This is a genomic window from Ensifer sp. R-19 (genome assembly GCF_049905105.1).
Taxonomy (GTDB): Bacteria; Pseudomonadota; Alphaproteobacteria; order Rhizobiales; family Rhizobiaceae; genus Ensifer.
The window spans coordinates 589,018-615,681 of sequence record NZ_CP184570.1 but is presented as its reverse complement, the minus strand read 5'-3'; the positions used below and the strand labels follow the sequence as shown (position 1 = coordinate 615,681).

Below are 26,664 nucleotides of genomic sequence, written 5' to 3'. Positions count from 1 at the left end.
GCGACTAAGGGCATTCCTTTCCTAAACCGCTAGTTTATTCCGTCGCATAGGCCAATGCAAATCCGATCGCTCAGCCGCCGAAGGCCGACTGCTGAGCGAGCTTCAGAAACCATGCTGGAAACAGACCGATGCCGACCGTGCCGGCGGCAGTGACGGCGAGAGCGGCGCCGACCAGAGGCGTCAGCGCCGGCTCGAACACCCGTTCCGGCTCGCGCATGAACATCACCATGACGATGCGGATGTAGAAATAGGCGGCGACAGCGCTCAAGAGTACTGCGATCACGGCGAGCAGGACAAAACCACGCTCGACGAGCGCGACCAGCACGTAGAACTTGGCAAAAAAGCCGGCCGTTGGCGGAATACCCGCGAGCGAGAACAGATAGAGCAACATCAGTAAAGCCAGCCCCGGATGCAGCTTGGCGAAACCGGCATAGTCCTCGATAACCTCGCCCGAGAAATTGCCGTTTCGCATCATGATGACGGCGCCGAAGATGCCGAGATTCATGAAGGTGTAGATCAAGAGGTAGAGCATCACGCTGGCGACCCCGTCGGCACCGCCGGCCACAATGCCGAAAATGGCAAAGCCGGCATGGGCGATGCTGGAATAGGCGAGCAGACGCTTGAAATTGTCCTGCACCAGCGCCACGAAACTGCCGAGCGCCATCGTCACCACCGCGATGACGGCCAATATGATCCAGACGTTGGAGCCGGCGACCAGCGGGTTGAGAAACACCCTGAGGATCACCGCGAAGCCCGCCGCCTTCGGCCCGACGGACATGAAGGCGGTAATCGTCGTCGGTGCACCCTCGTAGACATCCGGCACCCACATGTGGAACGGCACCGCGCCAATCTTGAAGACCAGTCCGGCGACGATGAAGACCACCGCCAAAAGCAAGCCCGGATCGAGCGGATCACCGGTGACTGCCGCCGCCATCCGGTCCAGTTGCGTCGTGCCGGTGAGGCCGTAGACCAGCGAGACGCCATAAAGGAATATCCCGGTCGAGACTGCGCCGAGGATCACATATTTCAGCGCCGCCTCGTTTGACCGTTGCTCACGCCGCAGGAAGCCGGTCAGCACGTAGGTGCAGAGCACCATCAGTTCGAGACCGACATAGATCGACAGGAGATCGGTCGCCGAGGCCATGATCATCATGCCGGAAAGCGCAAGGAGCAGCAGGACGTAATATTCACTGCCGCCAATCCCTTCGATGTCGGCATAGTTTCGCGAGAGCAGGAACGTCAGGACGATCGCCAGGTAGAACACGGACTTGAAGAAGACAGAGAACGGGTCGGCGACGAACATGCCCGCATAGGCCGGCTGCGCCCCACCCGACAGTGTGAATGTCCCCAGGGCGGCAAGCAGCACGATTGCGACCGAGGACCAGACAAGGACCGCGTCCCGCCCCTTCGGTACGAACTGTCCGGCGATCAGCAGGATGCAGGCCCCCGTAACCACGATGATTTCGGGCAGGCTCGCGAGGATCGACGGAAGGAGCGCTACGGCTGTCATGGGCCGTTCCCCTTGTCGTAGACCTGCTGCAAGAGATGCGTGACCGAGCTATCGATGATGGCGAGAAAGGGTTTTGGGTAGAGCCCGACCCAAAACACGAAGACGGCGAGCGGCAGGATCGCCACCATCTCGCGGCCGTTGACATCGCGGACCTTGAAGCGCGCACCGACGCTCGCCGGACCAAGCGCGACCTTCCGGTACATGCCGAGCAGATAGGCTGCGCCCAGCAATGCGCCCAAAACCGCGACCGCGCCGAGGGCAAGGTTGGCCGCAAACCCGCCCGACAGCACCAGCAACTCACCCACGAACGCGTTCGTTCCCGGTAGCGCCATCGAGGACAGCACGAACAGCGCCAGAAACCCGGTGTAGACAGGCGCGACCTTCATCAAGCCGCCATAGTCGGCGATGCTGCGGGTGTGGGTGCGCTCGTAGATCAGGCCGACGAACAGAAACAGGGCGCCGGTCGTCACGCCATGATTGAACATCTGCAGGATGCTGCCCTGGAGCCCGAGCGGGTTGAGGGCAAAAATCCCAAGCGTCACGAATCCCATATGGCTGATGCTGGAATAGGCGACGAGCTTCTTCAGGTCGTCCTGCGCCAGCGCCAGCAGGCCGCCATAGACGATCGCGAGCGCCGAAAGCGCCATCATCAGGGTCGAATAATGGACCGAGGCCTCCGGCAGCATCGGCAGCGAGAACCTCAGGAACCCGTAGGCGCCCATCTTCAGGAGCACGCCGGCAAGGATGATGCTGCCTGCCGTTGGAGCCTGCACATGGGCGTCCGGCAGCCAGGTATGGAGCGGGACCATCGGCACCTTGACCGCGAATGCGACAAGGAAGGCAAAGAACAGCCAGGACTGAACCTCGAATGGTAGGTCGAGTTCCATCAAGACAAGGATGTCGAAGGTCCTGCCGCCCTCGAAATACAGCACGATGATGCCGATCAGGAACAGGAGGCTGCCCGCCAGGGTGTAGAGGAAGAACTTGAACGCCGCATAGACCCGGCCGTCGCCGCCCCAGATACCGATGATCAGATACATCGGGATCAACATCGCCTCCCAGCAGACATAGAACAGAAACAGGTCGAGCGCCGAGAACACACCCAACATCAGGGCCTGCATGGTGAGCAGGCTGACCATGAACTGCTTCACTTTGCGGTCGATGGCGATCCATGAGGCGAGCACCGAGATCCAGCCCAACAGCGCAGTCAGGAACACGAAGAGCGCACTGATTCCGTCGACACCGAGCGCAAAGGTAATGCCGAGCGCCGGCACCCACGGGCGCTTCTCGACGAACTGCATCTCGGAGGTCCCGGTGTCAAAACCGGCGAGCATCGCGATGGCGAGCGTTAAGTCGAGCACGGTGAAGCCGAGCGCCACCCACCGCACGAGATCGTCGCTGCGCAAGAACATCACGACCGCTGCCCCGGCGGCAGGTACGAAGACGATGAGGCTGAGCAGCGGGAACGCCATCACTCCTCCTCTACTGCCACACGACGGCAAAAACGGCGATCGCCGCGATCACACCGGCGATCATCGCCAGCGCGTAGTGAGTGACGACACCGGTCTGCAGACGCCGCAGCGCACCGCCGCCAACAAGGATGGCACGCGCGAAGCCATTCACGGCGGCATCGACGCCGTTGAGGTCGACCCGCAGCCCGGCGCGCGCCGTCCCGTGCAGAAGCGGCAGCGCTAAGGTGTCGGACACGTTGCTCACCGCCTTTTCATAGCGCGCCAGCGGCTTCTCTGCGAGCCACAGGAAGGCACGCGCACCCTTGCGGTAGAACCAGTCCGTGTCGATGCTGATTGTGTTTTCCGGATCGAGCGCTTTCAAGAACAGGACGAAGCCCAGCGCGGTAAACATCAGCAAGCCCAGGCTCTCGGTGACATGGACGCCCGTATAGGGCTCAAAAGCGACCGGATAGGGAAGCAGCGCGTAAAGCGGTTCCGGGAACACGCCGATCACGATGCAAAACACCGCCGCTATCCCCATGGCAACCAGCATGTTGCGGGGCGGCTCCCGCGCCTCCAGCTTTCGGTCCGTGCCGAAAAACATGTAGTAGGGCAGCTTGAGTCCGGTGTGCAGGAACGTCCCTGACGATGCCATCGTGAGCGCCAGAACCACGAGCGCCCGGTGGTCCTGCCCGGCGGCGGCTATCACCATCGACTTGGTGACGAAACCCGAGAAGAACGGAAAGGCCGAGATCGCGAAAGCGCCGACCATGTAGAGGGCAACCGTCAGCGGCATGATTTTATAGAGGCCGCCCAACTCGGTGAGCTTACGCCGCCCGGTGACCTCAATCACCGCCCCCGCGCCCATGAAGAGAAGCGCCTTGTAGAGGATATGGGCAAACGCGTGGCTGGTGGCTCCGTTCACGGCCATCTCGGTGCCGATGCCGATACCCGCCACCATGTAACCCACCTGGCTGACGATGTGATAGGCAAGCAGCCGCCGACAGTCGTTCTCAAGCACCGCGTAGATGACGCCGTAGAGCGCCATCACAGCGCCGAGCCAGACGAGAAGCTCGGTTCCAGGAAATGCGCGCGCCAGCACGTAGACGGCCGTCTTGGTGGTGAAGGCGCTCATGAACACCGCCCCCGTGACGGTCGCCTCGGGGTAGGCATCAGTCAGCCAGGCATTGAGCGGCGGCACCGCGGCATTGAGCAGGAACCCTGCCAGGATCAGATAGCCGCCCGTATCCATTGTTCCCGCGAGAGCGCCGCCCCCGATCGGGCCAAAGAGCAGCGAGCCGGCCGCGAGCCCGTGAAGCACGATACCGCCGAGCAGAGCGACGCCACCCGTGAGATGCACCATCAGATAGCGGAACGCGGCACGGATTGCCCGTTCACCCCCTTGCGCGAAGACCAGATAGGCCGACGCAAACGCCATGCCCTCCCAGAAGAGGTAAAGGGTGAGGTAGTCGCCGGCGAAGACAACACCGAGCGCGCTGCCGACATAGACGAAGGCGGCCACATGCTGGCCAGCTTGCGACAGATGCAGCGCGTAGACCATGCCGATCAGCGCCATGATGGTGAAAACGGTGGCGAAAACGATGCTGAGCTTGTCAACCTTTGCAAACAGGATTTCCTGTCCGATGAAGCGCCCCGCGCCATAGCTGCCCGGCTCCATCGCGAGGACCGCGGCGATCGCCAGAGCCGGGATTAGCACCAGGTAGGTCTTGCGGATGGATCCCTTCAGGAACGGGATCGGCACGGCACCGAGAATGAACAGAAGGGCGGGATGGACGAACTCAATCATAATAGTCCTCGCGCCGCATGAGCCCGCCCTGATGGCCGAGGAACTTGGAAACGAAGATGAGCAGCAGGCAGGAGCCGAAGCCATAGACGGCAGACCAGCCAGGCAAACGGTCCCAGAGATATTCGGCGTGTTCGCGCGGAACCAGAAAATCGGCGACGACGATGAGAGCGAGCACGATATAGAACAACCGGCGGCGCGACCGCGCATAGCCCTCGTCACCAAAGAAATCGACGAGCCGCTTGATCATCTGACCACTCCTTCCGCCAAGGCGAGGAAATAACCGGGGAAGATGCCCATCAACACCGACAAGGCAGCGGTCGCGACCAGTGGGATCGTCACCAGCGGAATTTCACGGACAGGTTCCGCCGCTCCCGGCGCCTCCGCTTTGAAAAAGGCGATATAGCTGACGGGCAGGAAGTAGGCGGCGTTGAGGACCGAGCTCGCCAAGAGGACGGCCAGGAACGCCATCTCGCCTGCTTCGACCGAGCCGAGCGTCAGATACCACTTGCTGATGAAACCGGCGGTTGGCGGCACGCCGATCATGCTGAGTGAAGCGACGAAGAATGCCCCCATCGTCCAGGGCAGCCGGCGGCCGATGCCGGCCATGTCGCTGATGTTTCGTTTTCCCGAGGCGCAGTAGATCGACCCGGCGCAGAAGAACAGCGTGATCTTGGAGAAGGCGTGCACTGCGATATGAAGGATGCCGCCAATCATCGCCACGGGAGACAAAAGCACCGCGCCCAGCACCACGTAGGAGAGCTGGCTGACCGTCGAATAGGCGAGCCGCGCCTTGAGGTCGTCCCGGGTCAGGGCATAGATCGACGCCATCAGGATGGTGAAGGAGACGAGGTAGGCCGTCGCAATGCCGAGACCCAGCCTGCCCACCAGTTCCACGCCGAAGACATGGAACACCACCCGCAACACGCAGAATACGCCCATCTTGACCACCGCCACGGCATGCAAGAGCGCGCTGACCGGCGTCGGTGCAACCATTGCAGCAGGCAGCCAGGCATGCATCGGCATCACTGCGGCCTTGGCGAAGCCGAACAGGTAGCAGAAATAGATAACCGTCAGCAGCGGCGCCGAGGCATCGACCCTCGCCAGCAACCCTCCGGGTACAAAGTCGAGGGACCCGGCAATTTGATAGGTCAGCGCCAGCGCGGCGAGAAGCACGCTTTTCGACGCGCCCATCAGGTAGACGAGGTACTTGCGGCTGCCCGACCAGGCCTCTTCGTCCTCATGGTGGTAGACGAGCGGATAGGTCACGAGGCTCAGCACCTCGTAGAAGATCACCAGCGTGAACAGATTGGCAGCAAAAGCACCACCGACGGCGGCGGCGAGACTAGTGGCAAAGCAGGCGAAGAAGCGGGTCTGCGCGTGCTCGTTCAGGTGCCGCATGTAGCCGATCGAATAGACCGCTGCGACGATCCACAACAGCGACGAGACGGTGGCAAACACCATGCCGAGCGCGTCGACCCGGAAAACGAAGTCGATCCCCGGCAGGATCTCGAACAGGCGCAGTTCGACGGTGCCGCCCGCCAGCACGATGGGCGCCATCGAGATGACGATCGCGAACATGGCGACCGCAGCCAGAGGCGAGACGGCATCCCGGATTTTCTCGTGCTTGTTCAGGAGGAGAACTGCAAGTGCCGCCAGCCCGGCGATGGCGACGGCAAGTAGCGGCCGGACTGATAGCACCGGTTCCAAGCCGCTATCCTTTCATCGCCGTCACGTCGTCGATCTTGAGGGTGGACTTGTTCCTCACGAGGGCGACCAGAATGCCGAGGGCGACGGCAACCTCCGCCGCGGTGATGGCGATGACGAAGATCGCGAAGATCTGCCCGCGAAAATCATCGTAGTAACGTCCGAACGCGATGAAATTGATGTTGACCGAGTTGAGCAGCAGTTCGAGCGACATCAGCACGACCAGGATATTGCGCCTGAGCAGCACACCCGCGGCTCCGATCACGAACAGGACCACTGCGAGTGAAATGTACCACCAGAGCGGAACCATCACCCGGACTCCTTTCGTGCCAGCACAATGGCGCCGACAAGTGCCGCGAGAAGGATGATCGAAGCGACTTCAAACGGCAGGAGATAGTCGGCGAAAAGTGTCGTGCTGAGCTGCCTGACTTGATCACCGGCGCGCCGTGCTATCGGCTCAACCGCCGAGAAGCGGCCGCTCCAGAGCACCAGTGCCAGCATCTCGACCCCAAGCAGGACGAGCAGGGTCAAAGCAGGCAGATTTCGCCCCGGCATAAACCGCTGCAGCACCGCCTCGCGCACGTCGATCATCATGATCACGAACAGGAAGAGGACCATGATGGCGCCGACATAGACGAAGATCTGCACGACCGCGAGCAGCGGCGCCTCGAGCAGGACGAAGATTGCCGAAATCTGCAGGAAACATGCCATCAGCGCCAATGCGCTGTGAACAGGGTTGCGCGCCAGGACGACTGTCAGGGCGGTGATCACGGCCCCCGCAGCAAACAGAAGGAAGAACCCCTGGCCCATTGACGCAGCCTCTCCCGCGCGAACCGTTCCGCGGCGCGTGACGGCCGGAATTCAGATAGCGCCGCACTTCGGTTGCGTTCATAAATTGTGCCTGAGGGAAGGATTTTTCACAAGAATATTGTCGGCAACATAATCGAATGAGGCCGCGCGGAGCCCAAACCGGCTTCGTATGGGCGACTTGCCAGTGCGCGACCCTCAGGGTGGCTCCCTTCTTGGCAGTCTGCGCACATTCCGGAACAGATGATTTCATGAGCCCGCAAACAAACTTGCGGCCCCGTCGCCGGCTTTAAAGCGAGCAATGTCAGTAGATTCATTGAAGAACTGGGATGCTTCGGCGGGACACCACTCACCGCGTAACGGCTGGCTTGCGTCGCAATCCCATCCCCTTCTGCAGTCCTCGTGAGAATTCACGCACCAGTGTAGAGGAAGACTGAATGCTACTCGCTCTGGCGGAAATTGCGGATACGATCGAAAAGAACTGCGAGGATAGTCGCGCTGCCGATGAACGTACCCTGCCAGAAGGCGTTGATGCCGAGAAGCCCGAGGCTATTGCGGATCACCTCGATCAGTGCTGCGCCGACGAGCGCGCCGAAGGCAGTGCCGACGCCGCCAGCGAGATTCGCGCCCCCGATCACGGCCGCGGCGATGACCTGCAGTTCCATGCCGGCGCCGATATTGGTCGTCACCGCACCGAGCCAGCCGGTTTGGATGATGCCGGCGACGCCGGCCGAGAGCGCCGAGATCATGTAGACACAGACCTTGATCGGCCGCACGGGGAGGCCCGTGGCCGTGGCCGCCTTCTCGTTGCCGCCGATGGCGTAAATGTAGCGGCCAATCCGGGTCCAGCGCAGCACGAAACCGGTGAGCAGTGCCAACATGATCATGTAGATCACCGGGTTGGCGATACCGAAGACGGATCCGCCGCCGAGCGACAGCAGCTTGTCGTGGTCCGGGCCGAACTCGAAAACCACCGTATTGTTGGACGCGACCATGGCCAGGCTTCGGGCAATCGAGAGCATGCCGAGGGTCACGACAAAGGGCGGAAAGCCGAGATAGGCAATGAGGATGCCATTGAACGCACCGATCACCAACGCAGTCGCGATTGAGACGGCAATACCTGTCTCGATGCTGTATCCCGCGTGCATCGTGACGGCGAGCACCATGCTGCACAGGCACAGCACCGAGCCCACCGAGAGGTCGATCCCGCCGGTGATGATGACGAGCGTCATGCCGAGGGCGATGATTGCGACGAAGGTGACGTTGCGGGTGATGTTGTAAAGATTCTTTGCGGTCGCGAAGCTGTCGGTGGCAAAGGACAGAAAGATGCAGGCAAGGATGACAGCGATCAGAACCCAGAAGGTCTGGTTGCCGAGGATCGTTCCTCCGAGCGTGCGCTGCCTGCGCTCGATCGTCTGGTCCAGCGTCGTTGCCATCGTTCCTCCCATTCCTCCGGTGCAGAAGATCGAGCTCGCTTGTCCCTCATCCAACCTCGATGGCGCCAGTAATCAGCCCCGTCACCTCCTCCGGCGAGGTCTCCGAGATCGGCTTGTCCGCCACCTTGCGGCCCCGGCGCATGACGACGACGCGATCGGCGACATCGAAGACATCGGGCATACGATGGCTGATGAGCACAACCAGGATGCCGCGATCGCGCAACTGCCGGATCAGATGCAGCACTTCGGCCACCTGGCGCACGGAAATTGCCGCCGTCGGCTCGTCCATCAAGACGATCTTCGCCTGCGAGATCATCGTACGCGCAATCGCCACCGCTTGCCGTTGGCCACCCGACATCTGCCGCACGAGGTCGCGTGGCCTGGTCTCCGAGCGGAGTTCTTTGAAGATCTCCCCGGCGCGGCGGTACATAGCCTTGTAGTCTAGCACGCGCAGGGGGCCGATACCGCGCCTCAGTTCGCGGCCGAGGAAGACATTCGCGGCCGCGGAGAGGTTGTCACAAAGGGCCAGATCCTGGTGAACAATCTCGATGCCGAACTGCCTTGCCTCGATGGGGCGATGCAGCACGATATCGCTGCCGTTAAGGCGAATGGTTCCGTGGCTCGGACGGAAATTGCCTGCGATCATTTTGACAAGCGTCGATTTGCCGGCGCCGTTGTCGCCCATCAGGCCGACAACCTGACCGGCCTCTAACGACAGCGAAATGTCATTCACTGCCTGTATGGCCCCGAAATGCTTGGAAATATTGCTGAGCTCTAGCAGCACGATCAGCCTTCCAGACTCGCCAACACGCGCCAATCCGCCAGGACGCCTCGCCGCATGTCCGCCCCCTCGCGATCCAGCGACTGCTTATTTACGCAAATCGTCATGAACGCGTCAATGATCTCTCACCCGATAAACCTGTTTTGTATGACAAATAGACATTGAGGCGAAGCGATCATATATTAGCTAATTCTTGGGAGATAAGCATGCTTATCCTTGTCACCGGGGCAACTGGCAAGGTCGGGCGGCACCTCATAGCAACGCTGCTTGATCGGCCACGTTTTTCGCAAGCGCGCGTTCGCGCGCTCTGCCATAACCGTGTGCTCGATCCAGCCGAGCGGCTTGATATCATCCGCGGCTCTATCGCCGATCGTGCGGTCGCGGAAGACGCGATTGCCGGTGTCAGCCACGTCGTGCATCTGGCGACTTGCAAGGAAACACCGGCCGACGTCATGGACGTGACAGTCAAGGGCCTCTTCTGGCTGCTCGAAGCGTTCAGAACGAGCCCCACGGCACGGCAGTTCATCCTGATCGGCGGCGACGCCGCGGTCGGGCATTTCTTCTATTCTCATGACGGACCGATAACGGAGTCGACACCGCACCGCGCCTATCCCGGCTGCTACGCGCTCTCGAAAGTGCTCGAGGAAGTGGTCGTCGAGCAGTACGCGATCCAATACGGGTTGAACGTCTGTTGCCTCCGGGCTCCGTGGATCATGGAGAAGGACGACTTCAAATATTCGCTTTCCTTCGGTGACGACGTGTTCGGTGGACCCGACTGGAAAACGCTTTTTGCGCCCGACGAAGCCAGGCGCTACGCAGAGGCCGGAACGGTTCCGTTGCTGCGCGATGCCGACGGAAGGCCGCTCAAGCGCAACTTCGTTCACGTCAGCGACCTCGTCTCGGCAATACTCAACACGATCGACAATCCGCGCGCAGAACGCCAGCGCTTCAACGTCGCCATGGATCGCCCGGTCGACTACGGCGAGGTCGCAAGCTACCTCAGGCGCACGCGCGGTCTGCCGTCCGTCGACGTTCCAAGCCACTTCCACTCGAACTGGTTGGACAACAGCAAGGCGAAGTACCTGCTGGGCTGGCAGCCGGAATACGATCTTAAAAAGCTTATCGACCAGGCCTGGCAATACGAGCGGCCGTCAAGCGACCCTCGCATCGTCTGGTATCCGGGTTGATTTGTGCCGCGGACAGATAGTGTCCGCTTGTTCAACGGGAGGATAGAATGAGGAAAGCATTGGTGCTTGCAGTTGCAGCGCTCGCGCTGGCCGCCGGCTCCGCCGGCGCCCAGACGAAGAAGCAGCTCGTCATTGTCGTCAAAGGCCTCGACAATCCGTTCTTCGAGGCAATCAACCAGGGATGCCAGAAGTGGAACAAGGAAAACACAAGCTCGGAATATGAGTGCTTCTATACCGGCCCGGCGTCGACCTCCGACGAAGCCGGCGAGGCGCAGATCGTCCAGGACATGCTCGGCAAGCCCAGCACGGCTGCGATCGCCATTTCGCCATCCAACGCCAAGCTGATTGCCCAGACACTGAAAACCGCCAATCCGACGGTTCCGGTCATGACGCTCGACGCCGATCTCGCCAAGGAAGACGCGGGTCTGCGCAAGACCTATCTCGGCACCGACAACTACACGATGGGGGCGCGGATCGCCGATTACATCAAGAAGGCCAAGCCGAACGGTGGCAAGATCTGCACGATCGAGGGCAACCCTGGTGCCGACAACATCCTGCGGCGGGCCCAGGGCATGCGTGACGTGCTCACCGGGAAAGACGGGCTTGCCGAACTGAAGGGTGAAGGCGGGTGGACGGAGGTCGCAGGTTGCCCGGTCTTTACCAATGACGACGGCGCCAAGGGCGTACAGGCGATGACGGATATCCTCGCTGCCAATCCCGACCTCGACGCCTTCGGCATCATGGGCGGTTGGCCGCTTTTCGGCGCGCCGCAACCCTATCGCGACCTGTTCAAGCCGATGGCGGACAAGATCGCGAAAAATGAATTCGTCATCGGCGCGGCGGACACGATCGGCGACGAGGTGGCGATTGCCAAGGAAGGTCTCGTAACTGCGCTCGTCGGCCAGCGCCCGTTCGAAATGGGCTACAAGGCGCCGTCGGTCATGCTGGACCTGATCGCCGGCAAGCCGGTGGAGGATCCGGTATTCACGGGTCTCGACGAATGCACCAAGGACACGGCGGATACCTGCATTCAGAAGTAAAACCGCCGCCGGGGCGCCCTTTACCGAGCGTCCCGGCCTTCGCCCTATCCGCGACAACCGGGGTCAGCGCGCACTCTTGCCGGCTGGCCGCGGCAACCTGCAACGACCCCGCTTGGAAGATCTCCCTTACGAACTATCATCGATAGGGATCATCCCCCAATCTTGCAGGACATGGAGAACACAATGACCAAGCGGATCATCTTCACCGGAGGGAGCGGCAAGGCCGGCCGCCATGTCGTGCAATACCTCGTCGAACAGGGCCACCAGGTGCTCAACCTCGACACGAAGCCCCTCGACAACCCGAAAGTGCGCACGCTGATCACCGACATCACGGACAGCGGCCAAGTGTTCAATGCACTGTCAAGCTACACGGGCCTGCACGAATTCGACCCTTCGCTCGCGCCGCAGCCGATCGATGCCGTTGTCCACTTTGCCGCGATCCCGCGCATCCTGATCGCCCCCGACAACGAGCTCTTTCGCGTCAATGCGATCGGCACCTACAATGTCATCGAGGCGGCGGTGAAGCTTGGCATCCGCAAGATCGTCATCGCATCGAGTGAGACGACCTACGGCCTCGTCTTCGCCAACGAGCCGCGAAACCCACGCTATTTCCCGCTCGACGAGGACTATGACGTCGACCCGATGGATAGCTACGCACTCTCCAAAGTCGTCAATGAAAAGACCGCGCGCGCCTTTGCACTCAGAAGCGGCGCCGACATCTATGCCCTGCGCATTGGCAATGTGATCGAGCCCAACGAATACCATCTCTTCCCCGGCTGGTTTGCCGATCCGGGCTTTCGCAAGCGCATTGCCTGGAGCTATGTCGATGCGCGCGACCTCGGCCAGATCACACTGAGGGCCGTGGAGACGGACGGTCTTGGGTTCCAGGTCTTCAACGCAGCAAGCGACGATACGTCCTCCGACATTCCAACCCGCGAACTGATCGACCGGTTCTACCAAGGCGTTCCTGTCAAGGGGCAGATCGGCGAATACGAGACGCTCTTATCAAACCGCAAAGCCCGCGCGATGCTCGACTTTGAGCCGCAACACAGCTGGCGGAAATATGTTGACGTCGGGTGACGCTCTGCGCGGCTGAGCGTTACAGACGCGAGAAAAGACGAAAATGGCTGAACGACAATCAGAAAAAGTCTCCGCCGGTTCGACCACGGCAGAGGCGAAGCGTGCGAGCCGACGCCTCGATGCGCCGCGTATGTCGGGACCCAGCGTCCACATGTCGCTTGCCGATGACATCGGGCTCAGTATCGTGCGTGGCGACTATCCGCCCGGAACGATCCTGCCGAACGAGACGCAATGGACGGAAATCTTCAACGTCAGTCGCACTGCGGTGAGAGAGGCGATCAAGATATTGATGGCCAAGGGCTTGCTCGCCTCGCGCCCGAAAGTCGGCAGCTGGGTGGAGCCGAGGGAGCGTTGGAACCTGCTCGATCGCGACGTTCTGAGCTGGTATGCGGTCTCACCGGACCATCTCCAGTTCCTCAAGACCGTGCAGGAATTTCGCCACATCCTGGAGCCGGAGGCGACGGCGCTCGCCGCCACCCGCCGGAACGAAAAGCAGATGACCGAAATCAGCGCCGCATTGGAAGACATGCAACAGGCGACAACGCTGCAGACCCGCATCCAGGCCGACACACGCTTCCACCTTGCAATCCTGCGCGCGTCGGGAAACGATCTCCTGGTGCCGCTGGGCGCGCTGATCGAATCTGCACTCAACCACCTTTTCCTGCTGGTGACCCGGGAGGACAGCAGCTCCGTCCACGCGCTGAAGCTCCACGAGAACATCGAGAAAAGCATCCGCCTCGGACGCCCGAACGCGGCTCGCAATGCCGTGCGGCGACTTCTAGCCAATACCGATGAGCTCATAGCGCAATCGGGGCGCAATGTATGATCGTCAGGTCGGATGGCATGAGGCCCCCGAGCGCACCTCCGCTTGTGTGAGAGTTCACTGCCCCGCCGCGCGATATCGTGCGCGAAAAGTCGCAGCGTTCGCCTTCAATCATTAGGCACCGTCTACGACGGGCACGGCAGTGGCCGCAGGCGGCCTTCGCCAACACGACACGAAAGAGCTCGACCGCGCGCCGTCCGAGCCGCGAATCGCGTGAATGCGCGGTTGCGGGAGGGGGCAGCCTTGAATAAGCTGCAGTGGCAATTTGCAGGCCACTCAGCTGACGAGGATAATCATGGCAATCGGTACCGTTAAGTTTTTCAATCAGGACAAGGGCTTTGGCTTCATCACACCGGACAACGGTGGAGCGGACGTCTTTGTCCATGTGTCAGCGGTGGAAGGCGGAAGCCCACTTCGAGAGGGTCAAAAGGTCAGCTACGAACTTGGCCAGGACCGCAAGACAGGAAAATCGAAAGCCGAAAACGTCAGGCCAGCTTGAACGTCTCGACCTACCGGACTTCTTTTGGTCGGGCGATCTCGGTAATGGCAAGCTGAGCCATCAAAGCGGAAAGCAGATCACCGCTTTAGGTTGGTTTAAAGCCAAGCACGAAATCGACGACCTTCGACGAGGACATTTCGCAGGGCTTGAGCGTGGTGCTCGCACCAGAAAGCACATAAAAGTTGAAGCTGACGACATCCGCTCCGCCCAGTTCCTCGCCATATAACCAGATCCGCCTGCCATCGGCCGAGCGCCTGACGGTCACGCCCCATGGGCGACCTGCGAAGCTTCCCTGTCCATAGCCGTCGGGAAGCTGCGCAAGCGCCTTCTCAAACTTGACCAGCACCTCAGACGATAGCTCTGGCACCGACGGCGTCATGGCGCGAGGCACTCGTCACAATTGCAGCGACCGTCGGCGTCCATTCGCGAGGCCGACCGCTTCTTTTGACAACAGAGGCCTATCATCGCGTTTCCGGACTGGCCTCCGTCGCGCTCTGGCGGGATGACTTCGATGTCGATGTCGATGTCGATGTCGATGTCGAAGTCGGAAAGGACATTCGGGGCAAACTGATCCATCTCGAGGTTCCCATGTCGGGGACGGCAATCTTAGCAGGATCATCATCTGTCCGAGATCGATATGGCCCGGAGATCCGGATCAGCGCTTCACGTCGTGTTCCTGAAAGAGCCGGATCGTCAGGTGCTGAAGCAGAATGATCGTTTTGGCGTCGCGAATCTCACCACGGTCGATCATCTGGATCGCGTCGGACAACGAAATTTCCAGTACGTCTATGTCTTCTCCCTCGTCAGGAGCGCCGCCGCCAGTTCCCACCCTGTGTTTCTCGGTATATTCGCCGTAGAAAAATGCCAGGTATTCCGTGACCGATCCGGGGCTCATGTAGATGTCGAAAAGATGCGTCAGCTCGGAGACATCATAACCAGTTTCTTCAATCAGTTCTGCACGCATCCGCGTTGCCGGCTCGGCACCATCAAGCAGTCCCGCCGGGGTTTCGATCAGTGACTCCAGACCACCATTCAAGAAAACCGGCAAACGAAACTGACGGGTCAGCAGAACACGGCCACTTCCGGGATTGTACAACAGACATGTCGCCCCGTTGCCACGATCGTAAGTCTCTCGGGTCTGCCGCTGCCAACCTCCATCCCTGAGCCGAAGTTCAAATTCGTACTTGGTCAGCCGTCCCCAATCATCCGCCAATACACGCTCCGCGATCGGCCGGAAAACACTCTCGTCCATCAAGTCACCACTCTCTTGTTTGCCGCTTCAATGGCCATGCAATTGGCCTCATACAGTCTGTCTAAGGCTACAAATGCCTCTGCTCGCTGATCTTGAACCAGGCTTTGGCAATCTTGCCGTTTTCAACTTCGTAGATACAAACGACATCGACCTCGCCCTTCCCTTCCGGAAAAGTTCGCGCAACCGTTTCGTGGTCGATGACGACATTGCCGACCACGATACGTGTCAGCACCGTTCCGTGTAGATCAGGCTCTTTGAACCGCTCGATATGTCGCTCTCGAATTTCGACAGCACCCCCTGCCAGAAGCGTGGAGGGAAATGCGTAGTACTGGCAATCATCAGCCCACCAGGGCATGAATGCCTCAATGTCTCGGGCGTTGTAGGCTTCGAGCTGTCTTTGGACGGGGAGCTCAATTTCTGCCCTATCGATTGTACCCAATGAAACACCTCTTCTTTCCCTTTTCAAAGGCCGTGTAGCCGGCCTTCGACATGCGTGCGCGTTTCGCCACCTACCCAAATTCGGCCAACATCATCGCGGCCCACATGAATTCGGCCATGGCGCCCAAGACGGGTCCCCTGGGCGGCGACATAGTCCTCCTCAACCACACTTCCAGCGAACAACCACTGTGCGATCGAGGCATTGAGGCTTCCGGTGACGGGGTCTTCGACGATTGCACCCAGATGGTCGCTGAAGAACGCACGAACCTCGAAGGCTGCATCGCCACCCTTTGCACGCGGACCAACCACACCAACGTCGATCCGACCGGCCCAGTTTCGGAGCGGATTGAGCGAAAGCACTTTCTCCGCCGATGCCAATCTGATCCCCAACCATCCAGGCCCATTGTCGATCCAGGCGGCATCAAGGATATCGCAAGGTTCAATGCCCAACAGTTGACGGGCCCCATCCAATTCACCCTGTGTTGGCGCGCCGGAACGGATCAGCGGCGGGGCGGCAAACGAAATCCGCCCATGCGCACGCCGGATCGTGACCAGACCGGCGCGGCATTCCTGAATGATTTCCGTCGCCTTCTTCGGCACCCGACCCGTCGAGAGCCAGACATGACAGCTTCCAAGCGTCGGGTGCCCGGCAAAAGGCATCTCCCTGTCCAGCGTGAATATCCTGACCCGGTAGTCAGCATCTGGATGCGTGGGCGATAAGAGGAAGGCGGTCTCCGACAAATTGAACCACCGCGTCAACTGCTGCATTTCATCCGTCGACATGGCATCTGCGCCGATGACGACCGCCAGCGGGTTACCAGAAAACGGCCCGGCGCCAAACACATCGACCATATGGACGGCAAGGGTCATGACATCGCGCTTTCAATTTGGGTCACTTCATTGGGGCATCGACGGACCGGATATCAGCTCTGCGAAACAAGCAGTTTAAGTCCCGCCCCCGCGAACACCGCCGAGAGCACACCTTCAATCCAGCGCCGCAATCTGGCGTATAGGGCAATCATGGAGGCCGTCGAAAAGACGATGGCGTAACCACCGAACACCAGGACGCCGAGGATGGCGCAACCGCCAATGATCACCGGTAGCGTGCCTGCGGGAGCATCCTGACGGAACCCCAACGACATGATCGCTATCCAGGCCAGAATCGCCTTCGGGTTTCCGATATGCATGAGAATGCCCTGCCGATAGAGCGATCGATAACAAGGCGTGGCAGGCCTTGCGTCCTTCTTCGTGATGTCGGAGATCGGCTTCAGAGCCGACTTGCCCGCACGAAAAGCCAGATAGAGCAAATAGACACCGCCAACGATCTTGATGACGAAAAGCGCCTCTGCATAGGCGGCCAACGCGGCGGAAATGCCCGTCGCCGCCAGTACTGCCCAGAAGAGTGAGCCCGTGATAACGCCCGCCGCCAAGACGAGCGCGGGCAGGCGACCGTCGCGCATCGCCGTTCCCATGATCGCCATGTTGCTCGGCCCAGGACTGGCGGTGGCGACGAGATAGGTGCCGTAGACGAGTGCTATCTGACTGCCGATCATTCGAAATTCTCCAGAAACAGGAGGCTTCTCCAGCACTAATGCTGGAGGTCTCCGCGGTGGACGATGTGGACCTTGTTTCCATCGGGGTCGCGCAGATACGCACCGAAGTAACCGTCGCCGTAGTGTGGGCGCGGGCCTGGTGCGCCTTCGTCCGTCCCGCCGTGCGTGAGACCCTCCGTGTAGGCCGTCCTCACGGCCTCCTGCGAGGGGGACAGAAAGGCGGCCATGCAGCCATTGCCGGCCGTCGCCAGCTCGCCATCGAAGGGGATGTAGACATAGAAGCGCGGCAGTGGCGCTTGAATAGCCACCCAGCAAAGCGCCGGAGGCCCGCCATCGGAGGCAACGACGCGGCGTTTCAGGCCGAGCGGAGCGAGCACGGCGTCATAGAAACGACCCGCCCGCTCAAGATCGCGCGCCCCGACGGTAACATGACTGAACATCTGGCTCTCCATGCGCCCGTCATCGCGGTCAGGCGCCTCCTGCAAGTGTGTATTTCGTTCAGCGTCGTCATAGCGTATGTTACACTTGCTGTTTATCTGAATAGTGTCATGTGACACTTTTATCGAGGTGGCGAACATGCTCCTTCAATCGCCATGGGCACCACGTCTCGCCGACATAGAGGCGAATGCCGCCGAGCGGCTGGTCCTCGCTCTCGCCGACGACATCATCGAAGGGCGGCTGACGGGAGGCGACCGCCTGCCGGCGCATCGCGATGTCGCATGGAAACTGGGGATTGGCCTCGGCACGGTGACGAAAGCCTATGCCGCTCTGGAACGTCGAGGTCTGACGCGTAGCGTCAAGGGCCGGGGAACGTTCGTGGCGATCCGCCACGCACACAAGGATCGGCAGATCGATCTCTCATCCAACGCCCCGCCAGCAACGCTCAACGCACGCCTGCTGGCGCGGACATTGACCGGGATCGCGCGCAAGATCGATGCGGATCATCTCAATCTCTACGCCCCACCCGCCGGACATCTGGAGCACCGCCGCGTTCTGGCCCGCTGGCTCGAAACACTGGGTCTCATCGTCGATCCGTCGCATCTGGTGCTGACGAGCGGCGCCCGCCAGGCGCTCTCACTGGCCTTCGACCTCGCCTGCGGTCCGCAGGGACTGCTTCTGACCGAACGGATCACCTATCCCGGCGCGATCGCGCTGGCCCGGCGCAAGGGATATCGGATGCAGGGTGTCAGGATCGACGCAGAAGGGATGGTGCCAGAGGCACTGGCAGAGGCGCTCGACAGGGCCGCATCGGCCGGCAGAAAGGCAGTTTACCTCACTCCGACGCTTCACAATCCGACCACCGCCACGATGGGCGGGGAGCGAAGGCAGGCCATCGCGGAAATTTGCCGTCTGGCGGGCGCATGGATCATCGAGGACGGCGTCTATGCGCCGGCCGAGCCGGCTTTGCCTCCGCTGACGGCATTGGCGCCCGAGATCGCCTTTCATGTGAACGGGCTGTCCAAGTCGCTTGGCCCCGGATTGCAGATCGGCGTGCTCGCGCTGCCGGCTGGTTTTAACGAAGCAGCGGAAGACGCCTTGCAAGACATGCCTCTGGCCCCCTCGCCGCTCTCCTGTGCAGTGGTCGAGGAATGGCTGATCACCGGCGTCATCCCTTCGATCCAGCGCGATCTGCGCCATGAGGCGCGGCGTCGATCCAGTCTGGCTGTCTCGCTTCTCGGTACGGCCGAACTTGTCTCTGATCCCGATGCGTATAACGCCTGGCTGCCGATGCCGCGCGACGCTGCCAACCGCTTCGTATCCGCCGCTGCGGAGGCCGGCATCAAACTGACCCCACCGGATTCCATGATGGTGGACCGAGAGGATCGGGCGAGCGGAATTCGGCTTTGCCTTGGCGGCGCATCGTTCGAAGATCTGACCGAGGCACTGACACTTCTGGCGCAGTGGCTAATCGAGATGCCAAGGCAATCTGCGAAATAGGACCCGCGAACGCCCCACCTCACGCAACCGCCTGGGCGCCCGTTATTTCGACAAGCGGGCCACAAATGAACGCGGCTTCCTCCAACACGACGACTTTAGAACAGATAACTTCCGATTTGCCGTTGCGAGCCTAAAGCAAACAGATTGCTTTGGGCGGGCCTAAGTTGCGATTACGACTTCAGAGGTGCTTCAACATCCGAATAGGCCTGGACAGCGTCTGGCAGCCTCGCGCCACGGATTTCGATCACTGATACGGAGGCGTTCAGTTCGGCGATTTCGGCGGGCGAAAACTGGATTGCCGGCGCGCCGATGTTCTCGATCATATGCGCCATCTGCGTCGTTCCGGGGATCGGCACGATCCATGGCTTTTGAGACAGCAGCCAGGCCAGAGCGATTTGCCCCGGTCTGGTCTGTTTGCGTTCGGCCCAAACTTTCAGGAGCTCGACGATTGCCAGGTTGTGGGGCAGGTTTTCAGGGGCAAAGCGGGTCTCGATGCCGCGGATATCGCCGGGGGCAAACCGCGTCTCCGCGTCGATCGCACCGTTGAGGAAACCCACACCAAGAGGGCTCCACGGCACGAACCCTATGCCGAGTTCCTCGCAAACCGGGATCGCACCGGTCTCCGGGCCGCGCCAAAGCATCGAATATTCACTCTGAACCGCGGTCAGGGGCAGCGCCGCATGTGCGCGACGAAGCGTGTTCAGGCCCATTTCCGAGAGCCCCCAATGCAGGACCTTGCCTTCGGACATCAGGTCCTTGACGGTCCCGGCGACGTCCTCGATCGGCACCTGCGGATCAACCCGGTGCTGGTACAGAAGATCGATGCGATCGGTACGCAGCCGCTTCAGCATGCCCTCGACGACAAGCCTGATGTGCTCGGGGCGGCTGTTAAGGCCGGGCTTCCGTTCCCCGGTCTCCTGATCGATGTTCCAGCCGAACTTCGTGGCGATGACGACCTGGTCGCGGAAAGGCTCCACGCCCTCGCCCAGGATCCTTTCCACCTCGTGCGGGCCATAGGCTTCGGCGGCGTCATAGAAAGTGAGGCCACGGTCGAAGGCGGTTCGGATGATATTGTGCATCTCCGCGCGCGTCGGAACGATGCGCTGGTAGGTCCGGCTCATGTTCTGGACGCCGAGCCCGACGCTCGAAACTTCGAGGGAGCCGAGTTTCCTCCGTCCGATTTCCGACACAGCCGTGCTGGTTGGGACGCGCTCCCGTGTGGCGGTCTGCGCCTCAGCGACACCGGCGTTCGTCACGGCGGCCAGGGTGCCCGCTGCCAAAAGCAGGTCTCGACGATTAAGCTCCATGTTCTCGTATCCTCTCTCGTTTTGATTTGAAGGGGGTGGGCGAACTGGTCAGGAGATGGAGATGGATTTGGCTCGGTCCTCTCCGAGCGCATCGGCGTCGGCGGACCGACGACGGGGAGCCTGGATGGCCGAGATGCCGTAGTACCCCGCAGCGACGTATAGTCCGGCGATGGAGGCGATGCGGAGGAAGAACCCAGCGGCGCCTTCGTTGAAATCCCAGAACTGCATGGTGGGGATCAGGAGAAGTCTCGATCCGATATCGAGTTCGAGGGAACTGTAGACGCCGCAGGCCGCGATTCCACAGGAGGCAAGCCTGAGGACTGCCGTACGGCCGAGGTGGTTTCGATGGAGTCCGAGCAGGCTTCGGACGACGTTCATGACGATCGACCAGTGAAGACCGAGGTGGATCGAGACGATGATCAAGGCCCAATAGGCGGCCAGGATATGGGCGTCTCTGGCGGAGGGGCCGCCGACGGCGAAAAACCCGAAAAGCGACTGCGAAATCAGGATGCTCGTGGTCAGCAAGGTCAGCATCGTGACCAGCAGCGTGAGGTTCAACCCGACGGTTACCAGCGGCCTCGCCTGACGCCGCGTTCGGGCTATGCCCCCGTACCAGCGGCGATTGAAGACGTTGTGGAAGAGGAGCAGCGCGAACATGCTCGTGCCGATCAGTTCATGCGAACGGTTGTCCATCCACCAATAGGCCATGGCGACCACAAACAGACCGACGGCGAGGAAGTCCAACCCGAGGCGCATCAGGAAAACGGGGGGCATCGCCAACCCTCCGTCATTCGATCACCGTGCCGTCGAATGCGCCAAGCGCGTCGAACGTGTAGAGGAAGTTCTCCCCAGAACGGGAGGAATGGCAGGACTGGCAGCGGGCGGTGTTCTCGTCCATGTTGACGGACTTGTCGGCCCAGAACCATTGGAACTGCCAGTCGTCCGTCCGCCGGCTCTCGGGATAGTCGTTGCCCCAACCTTCCCCCTTCTGCATGACAAAGTAGCGGCGGACCTTTCCGTCTCGGTGGTCGACCAGCACGAAGTGCGTGCCATCAGGGATGGGTTGCCCGTTCTTGACCGCGTCGACCGCCTCGCGCGTGGTCATGATGTGCTCCGCCACCTCGCTCCGGCGGACGGTCGTGTAGTGCACAAGGTCGTCCAGATCTTTCGGGAACTGGACGCGGTTCGCTTCGGCGTAGACCTGGGTGTCAACGGCTGCGGCGGAAAATGCCAGCGCGCCCAGCCAGAGTTTAGTGCGTGTCATCGGTTTCTCTCACGAATTGGACAAGCGAACGGTACGTGAGAGCGGGCCGCGGCATTAGACGCCGAAACCGGGATGAGCTTATTAGGCCTGCTTCTTAATCACGGTCAGTTGATAAGCCGTGATTGAAAAAACAGTCTTCAGCCCCGAAACCGAAGGGCGTCTACAAAGACGGCAAAGGCAGGCGAAGCATGTCTTCGGTTCGGATAATAGAGATGATAGCCGGGGAACGGTTCGCACCAGTCCTCGAGGACGCGCTCAAGGCGACCAGTTGCAAGGTGCTCGGTCGCCTGGTCTTCGGGTAGGTAGGCAAGGCCCAGGCCGGAAAGTGCTGCGTCGATCCGCATTGCGAGATTGTTGAAGACAAGTTGGCCATCGACCCTGACCCGGATTTCACGACCGTCGCGTTCGAACTCCCAAGGATAGATGCCACCGCGGGTCGGCAGCCGCATGTTGATGCAGTTGTGACCGGTCAGGTCCTGGGGCGTCTCCGGCCGCCCATGGCGCCCGAAGTATGCCGGGGACCCGACGACCGCCATGCGCATGTCGCCGCTCACCTTAACCGCAATCATGTCCTTGGCGACCTGCTCGCCAAGCCGGATGCCCGCGTCGTAGCGCTCCGCGACGATGTCCGTCAGACTGTAATCGACGGTCACCTCGACGTTGATGTCGGGATACTCGATGGCAAGTTTCCGGATCGCGGGCGCGAGAACGGAAATCGCCGGGTGCTCGCCGGCCGTTATCCGGATCGTGCCCGAGGGCTTGTCCTTGAGTTCGCTGAGCGCGCCGAGTTCCGCCTCGATCTCTTCGAAGCGCGGGCCGACCGTCTTGAGCAGGCGCTCTCCCGCTTCTGTCGGCGCGACGCTCCGCGTCGTGCGCGTGAGCAGCCGGATGCCGAGGCGGGCCTCCAGTCCCCGCACGGTCTGGCTGAGCGCAGACTGCGAGACGCCGAGTTTTGCTGCCGCCTTGGTGAAGCTCCGTTCTCTCGCGACGGTCAGGAACGCGACGAGGTCGTTGTAATTTTCCTGGGGCATTCAGTAGTCCAGCTAATAGGTTCATGCCGATTATAGCGACTAATCGAAAACAGTCTCAATCGCTAGATTCCGGACAAGTACAGCGCGGTCGGGCGCCGCCATCATGAGGCATGAACTGCCCGGCGCCCCACAACGTTTGTCACCGATGTGTCGTCGCCACAAACACAAGGAAAAAGAGAAATGGAAACGCGCAAACTAGGAGCACTCGAAGTCTCTGCCATCGGGCTCGGATGCATGGGTATGAGCGCGGCCTACGGTCCTCCGGCCGACAAAGCGGAGATGATAAAGCTTATCCGCGGTGCCTATGAACGTGGGGTCACGTTTTTCGACACTGCCGAAGCTTATGGGCCCTTCGTGAACGAGGGGCTCGTCGGAGAAGCGCTCGCACCAATCCGGGACCAGGTCGTGATCGGGACGAAGTTCGGCTTCGACATTGATCTCAAGACAGGCAAGCGTGGCGGGGGAACGAACAGCCGCCCCGCGCACATCAAGGCGGTCGCCGACGCCAGCCTCAAGCGGCTCAAGACCGATCGTATCGACATCTTCTATCAACACCGCGTCGATCCGGACGTGCCGATCGAGGACGTTGCCGGAGCCATCAAGGACCTCGTCGCGGCAGGGAAGGTGAGACATTACGGACTTTCGGAAGCAGGTGTCGGTACAGTCCGTCGCGCCCATGCGGTCCATCCGCTTGCCGCCGTGCAGAGTGAATACTCGCTGTTCTGGCGTGGGCCTGAAGCCGAACTGCTTCCGGTACTCGAGGAACTGAACGTCGGCTTCGTCCCCTTCAGCCCGCTCGGAGCCGGGTTCCTGACGGGCAAGATCGATGAGAACACCACGTTCGATCCGACGGATTTCCGGAACATGGTGCCGCGCTTCTCCCCCGACGCCCGCAAAGCCAACATGGCGCTGGTCGATATCGTGAAAGCGGTAGCGGATCACAAGGGAGCCACGCTCGCGCAGGTCGCCTTGGCTCGGCTTCTTGCCCAAAGGCCTTGGATCGTGCCGATCCCGGGCACCACGAAGTCGCACCGGCTCGAGGAAAATCTCGGCGCGGTTGACCTCGAACTGACCGCCGAAGACCGCTCCGAGATCGCCGCAGGCCTCTCCAAAATCGAGGTTCAGGGCGAGCGTCTTCCCGAAGCGGCGCTCAAGATGGTCGGCCACTGAGGACACCGGCCATATTCCCTCGGCAGATATCGCCTTGCGGTAATATCGGTTGGCGCGCGCGATCGGCCTGGCGCGCCAAGTGCTTGCAGCGACTAGGCCTTGATGCGGATGGCTTTCGGGTCATAGGCGGCCGTAACGTGAGGGGTGACAGCGAAACGAACGCCGGCGAGTTCGACCTCGAAGTTGCCGGACTTCACGAAGTCGGTATCCACGCCGGTTGCATGTTCGATCAGTGCCAGCGCGACCGAACGTCCAAGGGTATGTCCGTAGGCGGCCGAGCGCACCTCGCCAACGGGGTTCCCATCGCGAAGGATCAACTCGCCGCCCCAGAGCATTGGCCACGGATCGTTCACAGTAAACTGCACAATACGGCGAGAAGGAGCGCCCTTCGCCTTTGCGGCAAGATAGGCCTGCCGGCCGATGAAGCCGCCCGTCTTGTCGGCGGCGACTGCAAAGGAGAGACCCGCTTCGCAAGGATTGACGTCCGGCGTCAGCTCGCGGCTCCAGGCGCGATAGCCCTTTTCGAGCCTGAGGGCCTCAAGCGCATAGTAGCCGCAATCCGTCAGTCCGAAATCGCGGCCGACCTCGTGCAGCGCTTCGTAGACCCCGACGCCGAATTCCGTCGGCACGATCAGTTCCCAGCCGAGTTCGCCGACATAGGTCATGCGGTTTGCATAGGCCGTGGCGTAACCGACATCGATCTCCCGGATCGTTGCGAAGGGAAAGCCCTCATTCGAGAGATCCGCAGAGGTGACCCGAGAGAGGATGTCGCGCGACTTCGGCCCCATCAGCGCCAGGATCGCATAGGCGGAGGTAACGTCGGTCAGCGTCAAATGGGCGTCCGCGGGTACGTTCTTGCGGATCCAGTCCGCGTCGTGCACGGCTTGCGCCGATCCGGTAATCAGCAGGAAGCGGTCGGAGGCAAGGCGCATCACCGTCAGATCGCTTTCGTAGCCGCCACGTTTGTTCAAGATGCCCGTATAAACGGAACGGCCGATCTCGACGTCGATCTCCGCAGCGCAGATGCGATTGAGCTCTGCTGCGGCATCCCGACCCTGGACGAGCAGCTTGGCAAACGAGGTCTGGTCGAAGATACCGGCAGCCTCGCGCGTCGCCTGCATCTCGCGCTTGACCGCGTCGTGCCAATTCTGCCGGCCGAAGGCGTATTCCGTCACGGGACTCTCGCCTTCTGCGGCAAACCAGTTGGCGCGTTCCCATCCCATCTTCGAACCGAAGCACGCCCCCTTGGCGGCGAGGCGATCGTAGAGCGGCGAGCGGCGGAAGGGACGGGCCGTGTCCAGTTCCCGGTTCGGCCAGGGCATCGCGTAGTGGAGGCCCAGTGTCTCCTTGACACGGTCGTGCAGCCAGCGAGGATTGTTGTTGAAGCCGGCGAAGCGGCGGATATCAACCGGCCACAGATCCATGGTCGGCGCGCGGTTGACGATCCATTCGGCAAGTGCCCGCCCTGCTCCGCCGGCACTGGCGATCCCCATGGAATTGAAGCCCGCGCCGACAAAGAAGTTCTTCAGCTCCGGCGCCTCGCCGAGAATGAAATTGTTGTCTGCGGTAAAACTCTCCGGCCCGTTGTAGAATTTCTTCACCTCTGAGGTCGCAAGCTGTGGCACCCGCTGCAGGGCGTTGTGCATCAGGATCTCGAACTGGTCCCAGTCATCAGGCAAAAGAGCAAACTCGAAATCATCAGGAATGCCGGCCATGCCCCAGGGCTTCGCCTCCGGCTCGAAGCCGCCCATGACGAGACCACCGACTTCCTCCTTGAAATAGATGTAGCCGTCTGGATCGCGCATGACCGGCAGATCGGGATGCACGCCCTCGATCCGGCCGGTGACGATATACATGTGTTCAGCCGAGTGCAGCGGCACCGTGACGCCGCACATCTGGCCGACCTTGCGCGCCCATTGCCCGGCGCAGTTGACGACGATCTCGGCGGCAATGGCCCCGCGATCGGTTTCCACCCCGGTCCCGACGCCGTTCTTCGTCGAAATACCGGTGACCCGGACGCGCTCGATGACACGCGCACCGCGATTGCGCGCGCCTTTCGCGAGCGATTGCGTGAGGTCGGTCGGATTGGCCTTGCCATCGCCAGGCAGCCAGACGGCGCCGACGAGATCGTCGATGGCCATCACCGGCCAGAGGTCCTGTGCCTCCTTCGGCGAGATCACCTCGATCTCGACCCCCTGCGCACGGGCGGAGGCTGCCGTGCGCTTCAGCACGGTCATGCGGTCCTCTGTTCGGGCGACGGAAAGGGAACCGCAATTCTTCCAGCCCGTGGCAAGACCGGTCTCCGATTCCAGCTCGCTATAGAGCTTGGTCGAGTATTTGATGAGGCTCGTCATGTTGGCGTGGCTGCGCAACTGGCCGACGAGACCGGCCGCGTGCCATGTGGTGCCACCGCTCAGCTGCCCCTGCTCCAGAAGAACGACATCGTTCCAGCCGAGCTTGGTCAAATGATAGGCGACCGAACAACCGATGATACCGCCACCGACGATGACGACCTGGGCCTGCGTTGGAAATTCCTGCGCCATGAAACGACCTCCCGAAACCATGGAAGGCCACACGGTAACAAAA

28 protein-coding genes are annotated in these 26,664 nt (G+C 61.2%); 7 read left to right on the top strand and 21 right to left on the bottom strand.

Annotation, left to right across the window (positions count from 1 at the left end; genetic code table 11):
• Positions 1 to 70: 70 nt before the first annotated feature.
• The 9 genes from ACN9MO_RS22100 to ACN9MO_RS22060 all read right to left on the bottom strand — a co-directional run bounded on the left by ACN9MO_RS22100 (position 71) and on the right by ACN9MO_RS22060 (position 9,532).
• Positions 71 to 1,510, bottom strand: a complete 1,440-nt coding sequence (locus ACN9MO_RS22100) for an NADH-quinone oxidoreductase subunit N (RefSeq protein WP_057248734.1) — start codon at positions 1,508 to 1,510, stop codon at positions 71 to 73.
• Entirely contained in the window at positions 1,507 to 2,982 is a 1,476-nt protein-coding gene (locus ACN9MO_RS22095) for a complex I subunit 4 family protein (RefSeq protein ID WP_112995835.1), read from the bottom strand. The genes ACN9MO_RS22100 and ACN9MO_RS22095 overlap by 4 nt, the downstream gene beginning before the upstream one ends.
• 10 nt (positions 2,983 to 2,992) lie before the next feature.
• Positions 2,993 to 4,768 carry a Na(+)/H(+) antiporter subunit D gene (locus tag ACN9MO_RS22090; protein ID WP_113131853.1) on the bottom strand — a complete coding sequence of 592 codons (1,776 nt, stop codon included), beginning with the start codon at positions 4,766 to 4,768 and terminating at the stop codon, positions 2,993 to 2,995.
• A complete protein-coding gene (locus ACN9MO_RS22085; RefSeq protein ID WP_057248737.1) occupies positions 4,761 to 5,015 on the bottom strand; it encodes a hypothetical protein in 255 nt (84 codons plus the stop codon). The genes ACN9MO_RS22090 and ACN9MO_RS22085 overlap by 8 nt, the downstream gene beginning before the upstream one ends.
• Positions 5,012 to 6,475, bottom strand: coding sequence for a monovalent cation/H+ antiporter subunit D family protein (locus tag ACN9MO_RS22080; RefSeq protein WP_113131854.1), 1,464 nt, complete (start codon positions 6,473 to 6,475; stop codon positions 5,012 to 5,014). The genes ACN9MO_RS22085 and ACN9MO_RS22080 overlap by 4 nt, the downstream gene beginning before the upstream one ends.
• A 4-nt stretch (positions 6,476 to 6,479) precedes the next feature.
• Positions 6,480 to 6,782, bottom strand: a complete 303-nt coding sequence (gene nuoK / locus ACN9MO_RS22075; protein WP_057248739.1) for an NADH-quinone oxidoreductase subunit NuoK — start codon at positions 6,780 to 6,782, stop codon at positions 6,480 to 6,482.
• Positions 6,782 to 7,282, bottom strand: a complete 501-nt coding sequence (locus tag ACN9MO_RS22070; RefSeq protein ID WP_057248740.1) for an NADH-quinone oxidoreductase subunit J family protein — start codon at positions 7,280 to 7,282, stop codon at positions 6,782 to 6,784. Before ACN9MO_RS22070 ends, nuoK begins: the two co-directional genes overlap by 1 nt.
• Positions 7,283 to 7,719: 437 nt before the next feature.
• A complete protein-coding gene (locus tag ACN9MO_RS22065; RefSeq protein ID WP_057248741.1) occupies positions 7,720 to 8,715 on the bottom strand; it encodes an ABC transporter permease in 996 nt (331 codons plus the stop codon).
• Between the two features lie 46 nt (positions 8,716 to 8,761).
• Positions 8,762 to 9,532, bottom strand: coding sequence for an ATP-binding cassette domain-containing protein (locus ACN9MO_RS22060; RefSeq protein ID WP_057248742.1), 771 nt, complete (start codon positions 9,530 to 9,532; stop codon positions 8,762 to 8,764).
• Between the two features lie 170 nt (positions 9,533 to 9,702).
• On the opposite strand from ACN9MO_RS22060, the gene ACN9MO_RS22055 reads away from it, so the two are divergent.
• The 5 genes from ACN9MO_RS22055 to ACN9MO_RS22035 all read left to right on the top strand — a co-directional run bounded on the left by ACN9MO_RS22055 (position 9,703) and on the right by ACN9MO_RS22035 (position 14,125).
• Positions 9,703 to 10,683, top strand: coding sequence for an NAD-dependent epimerase/dehydratase family protein (locus tag ACN9MO_RS22055; protein ID WP_112995837.1), 981 nt, complete (start codon positions 9,703 to 9,705; stop codon positions 10,681 to 10,683).
• A 47-nt stretch (positions 10,684 to 10,730) separates the two neighbouring features.
• Positions 10,731 to 11,723, top strand: coding sequence for a sugar-binding protein (locus tag ACN9MO_RS22050; protein ID WP_057248744.1), 993 nt, complete (start codon positions 10,731 to 10,733; stop codon positions 11,721 to 11,723).
• 183 nt (positions 11,724 to 11,906) lie between these two features.
• The gene (locus ACN9MO_RS22045) at positions 11,907 to 12,803 is read left to right on the top strand and encodes an NAD-dependent epimerase/dehydratase family protein (RefSeq protein WP_057248745.1); all 897 of its coding nucleotides are present in this window, start codon (positions 11,907 to 11,909) and stop codon (positions 12,801 to 12,803) included.
• Between the two features lie 43 nt (positions 12,804 to 12,846).
• Positions 12,847 to 13,629 carry a FadR/GntR family transcriptional regulator gene (locus tag ACN9MO_RS22040; RefSeq protein WP_112995838.1) on the top strand — a complete coding sequence of 261 codons (783 nt, stop codon included), beginning with the start codon at positions 12,847 to 12,849 and terminating at the stop codon, positions 13,627 to 13,629.
• Between the two features lie 292 nt (positions 13,630 to 13,921).
• Positions 13,922 to 14,125, top strand: coding sequence for a cold-shock protein (locus ACN9MO_RS22035; protein WP_057248747.1), 204 nt, complete (start codon positions 13,922 to 13,924; stop codon positions 14,123 to 14,125).
• Positions 14,126 to 14,210: 85 nt separating this feature from the next.
• On the opposite strand, the gene ACN9MO_RS22030 is transcribed toward ACN9MO_RS22035, so the two are convergent.
• The 7 genes from ACN9MO_RS22030 to ACN9MO_RS22000 form a co-directional block, all read right to left on the bottom strand.
• The gene (locus tag ACN9MO_RS22030; RefSeq protein WP_375293094.1) at positions 14,211 to 14,516 is read right to left on the bottom strand and encodes a hypothetical protein; all 306 of its coding nucleotides are present in this window, start codon (positions 14,514 to 14,516) and stop codon (positions 14,211 to 14,213) included.
• Positions 14,501 to 14,701, bottom strand: coding sequence for a hypothetical protein (locus tag ACN9MO_RS22025; RefSeq protein ID WP_113479807.1), 201 nt, complete (start codon positions 14,699 to 14,701; stop codon positions 14,501 to 14,503). Before ACN9MO_RS22025 ends, ACN9MO_RS22030 begins: the two co-directional genes overlap by 16 nt.
• Positions 14,702 to 14,780: 79 nt before the next feature.
• Positions 14,781 to 15,377 (bottom strand): NUDIX domain-containing protein, encoded by a 597-nt coding sequence (locus ACN9MO_RS22020; RefSeq protein ID WP_112995840.1) that lies wholly within the window; start codon positions 15,375 to 15,377, stop codon positions 14,781 to 14,783.
• 67 nt (positions 15,378 to 15,444) lie between these two features.
• Entirely contained in the window at positions 15,445 to 15,816 is a 372-nt protein-coding gene (locus ACN9MO_RS22015; protein ID WP_192495587.1) for a nuclear transport factor 2 family protein, read from the bottom strand.
• 23 nt (positions 15,817 to 15,839) lie between these two features.
• Positions 15,840 to 16,685, bottom strand: coding sequence for a PhzF family phenazine biosynthesis protein (locus tag ACN9MO_RS22010; protein WP_057248752.1), 846 nt, complete (start codon positions 16,683 to 16,685; stop codon positions 15,840 to 15,842).
• Positions 16,686 to 16,738: 53 nt separating this feature from the next.
• A complete protein-coding gene (locus tag ACN9MO_RS22005; protein WP_113131856.1) occupies positions 16,739 to 17,368 on the bottom strand; it encodes a LysE family translocator in 630 nt (209 codons plus the stop codon).
• A 35-nt stretch (positions 17,369 to 17,403) separates the two neighbouring features.
• Positions 17,404 to 17,808, bottom strand: coding sequence for a VOC family protein (locus ACN9MO_RS22000; RefSeq protein WP_057248754.1), 405 nt, complete (start codon positions 17,806 to 17,808; stop codon positions 17,404 to 17,406).
• Between the two features lie 136 nt (positions 17,809 to 17,944).
• Between ACN9MO_RS22000 and ACN9MO_RS21995 the strand changes: the two genes are divergently transcribed.
• Entirely contained in the window at positions 17,945 to 19,306 is a 1,362-nt protein-coding gene (locus ACN9MO_RS21995) for a PLP-dependent aminotransferase family protein (RefSeq protein WP_113479806.1), read from the top strand.
• 170 nt (positions 19,307 to 19,476) lie between these two features.
• Here ACN9MO_RS21995 and ACN9MO_RS21990 read toward each other — a convergent pair whose 3' ends face one another.
• From ACN9MO_RS21990 to ACN9MO_RS21975, 4 genes are all read right to left on the bottom strand, one after another.
• The gene (locus tag ACN9MO_RS21990) at positions 19,477 to 20,613 is read right to left on the bottom strand and encodes an aldo/keto reductase (protein WP_113131858.1); all 1,137 of its coding nucleotides are present in this window, start codon (positions 20,611 to 20,613) and stop codon (positions 19,477 to 19,479) included.
• Positions 20,614 to 20,661: 48 nt separating this feature from the next.
• Positions 20,662 to 21,387: a DUF4405 domain-containing protein gene (locus ACN9MO_RS21985; protein WP_113131859.1), complete on the bottom strand. Its 726-nt coding sequence runs from the start codon at positions 21,385 to 21,387 to the stop codon at positions 20,662 to 20,664.
• A 13-nt stretch (positions 21,388 to 21,400) separates the two neighbouring features.
• Entirely contained in the window at positions 21,401 to 21,877 is a 477-nt protein-coding gene (locus ACN9MO_RS21980; protein WP_113131860.1) for a cytochrome P460 family protein, read from the bottom strand.
• A gap of 137 nt (positions 21,878 to 22,014) precedes the next feature.
• Positions 22,015 to 22,908, bottom strand: a complete 894-nt coding sequence (locus ACN9MO_RS21975) for a LysR family transcriptional regulator (protein WP_113131861.1) — start codon at positions 22,906 to 22,908, stop codon at positions 22,015 to 22,017.
• A 180-nt stretch (positions 22,909 to 23,088) separates the two neighbouring features.
• Here ACN9MO_RS21975 and ACN9MO_RS21970 point away from each other — a divergent pair, with 180 nt between their 5' ends.
• Positions 23,089 to 24,078 carry an aldo/keto reductase gene (locus ACN9MO_RS21970; protein ID WP_113131862.1) on the top strand — a complete coding sequence of 330 codons (990 nt, stop codon included), beginning with the start codon at positions 23,089 to 23,091 and terminating at the stop codon, positions 24,076 to 24,078.
• A 92-nt stretch (positions 24,079 to 24,170) separates the two neighbouring features.
• Here the strand turns inward: ACN9MO_RS21970 and ACN9MO_RS21965 are convergent, their stop codons facing one another.
• Positions 24,171 to 26,621, bottom strand: a complete 2,451-nt coding sequence (locus ACN9MO_RS21965) for a GcvT family protein (protein ID WP_425987761.1) — start codon at positions 26,619 to 26,621, stop codon at positions 24,171 to 24,173.
• Between the last annotated feature and the right edge of the window lie 43 nt (positions 26,622 to 26,664).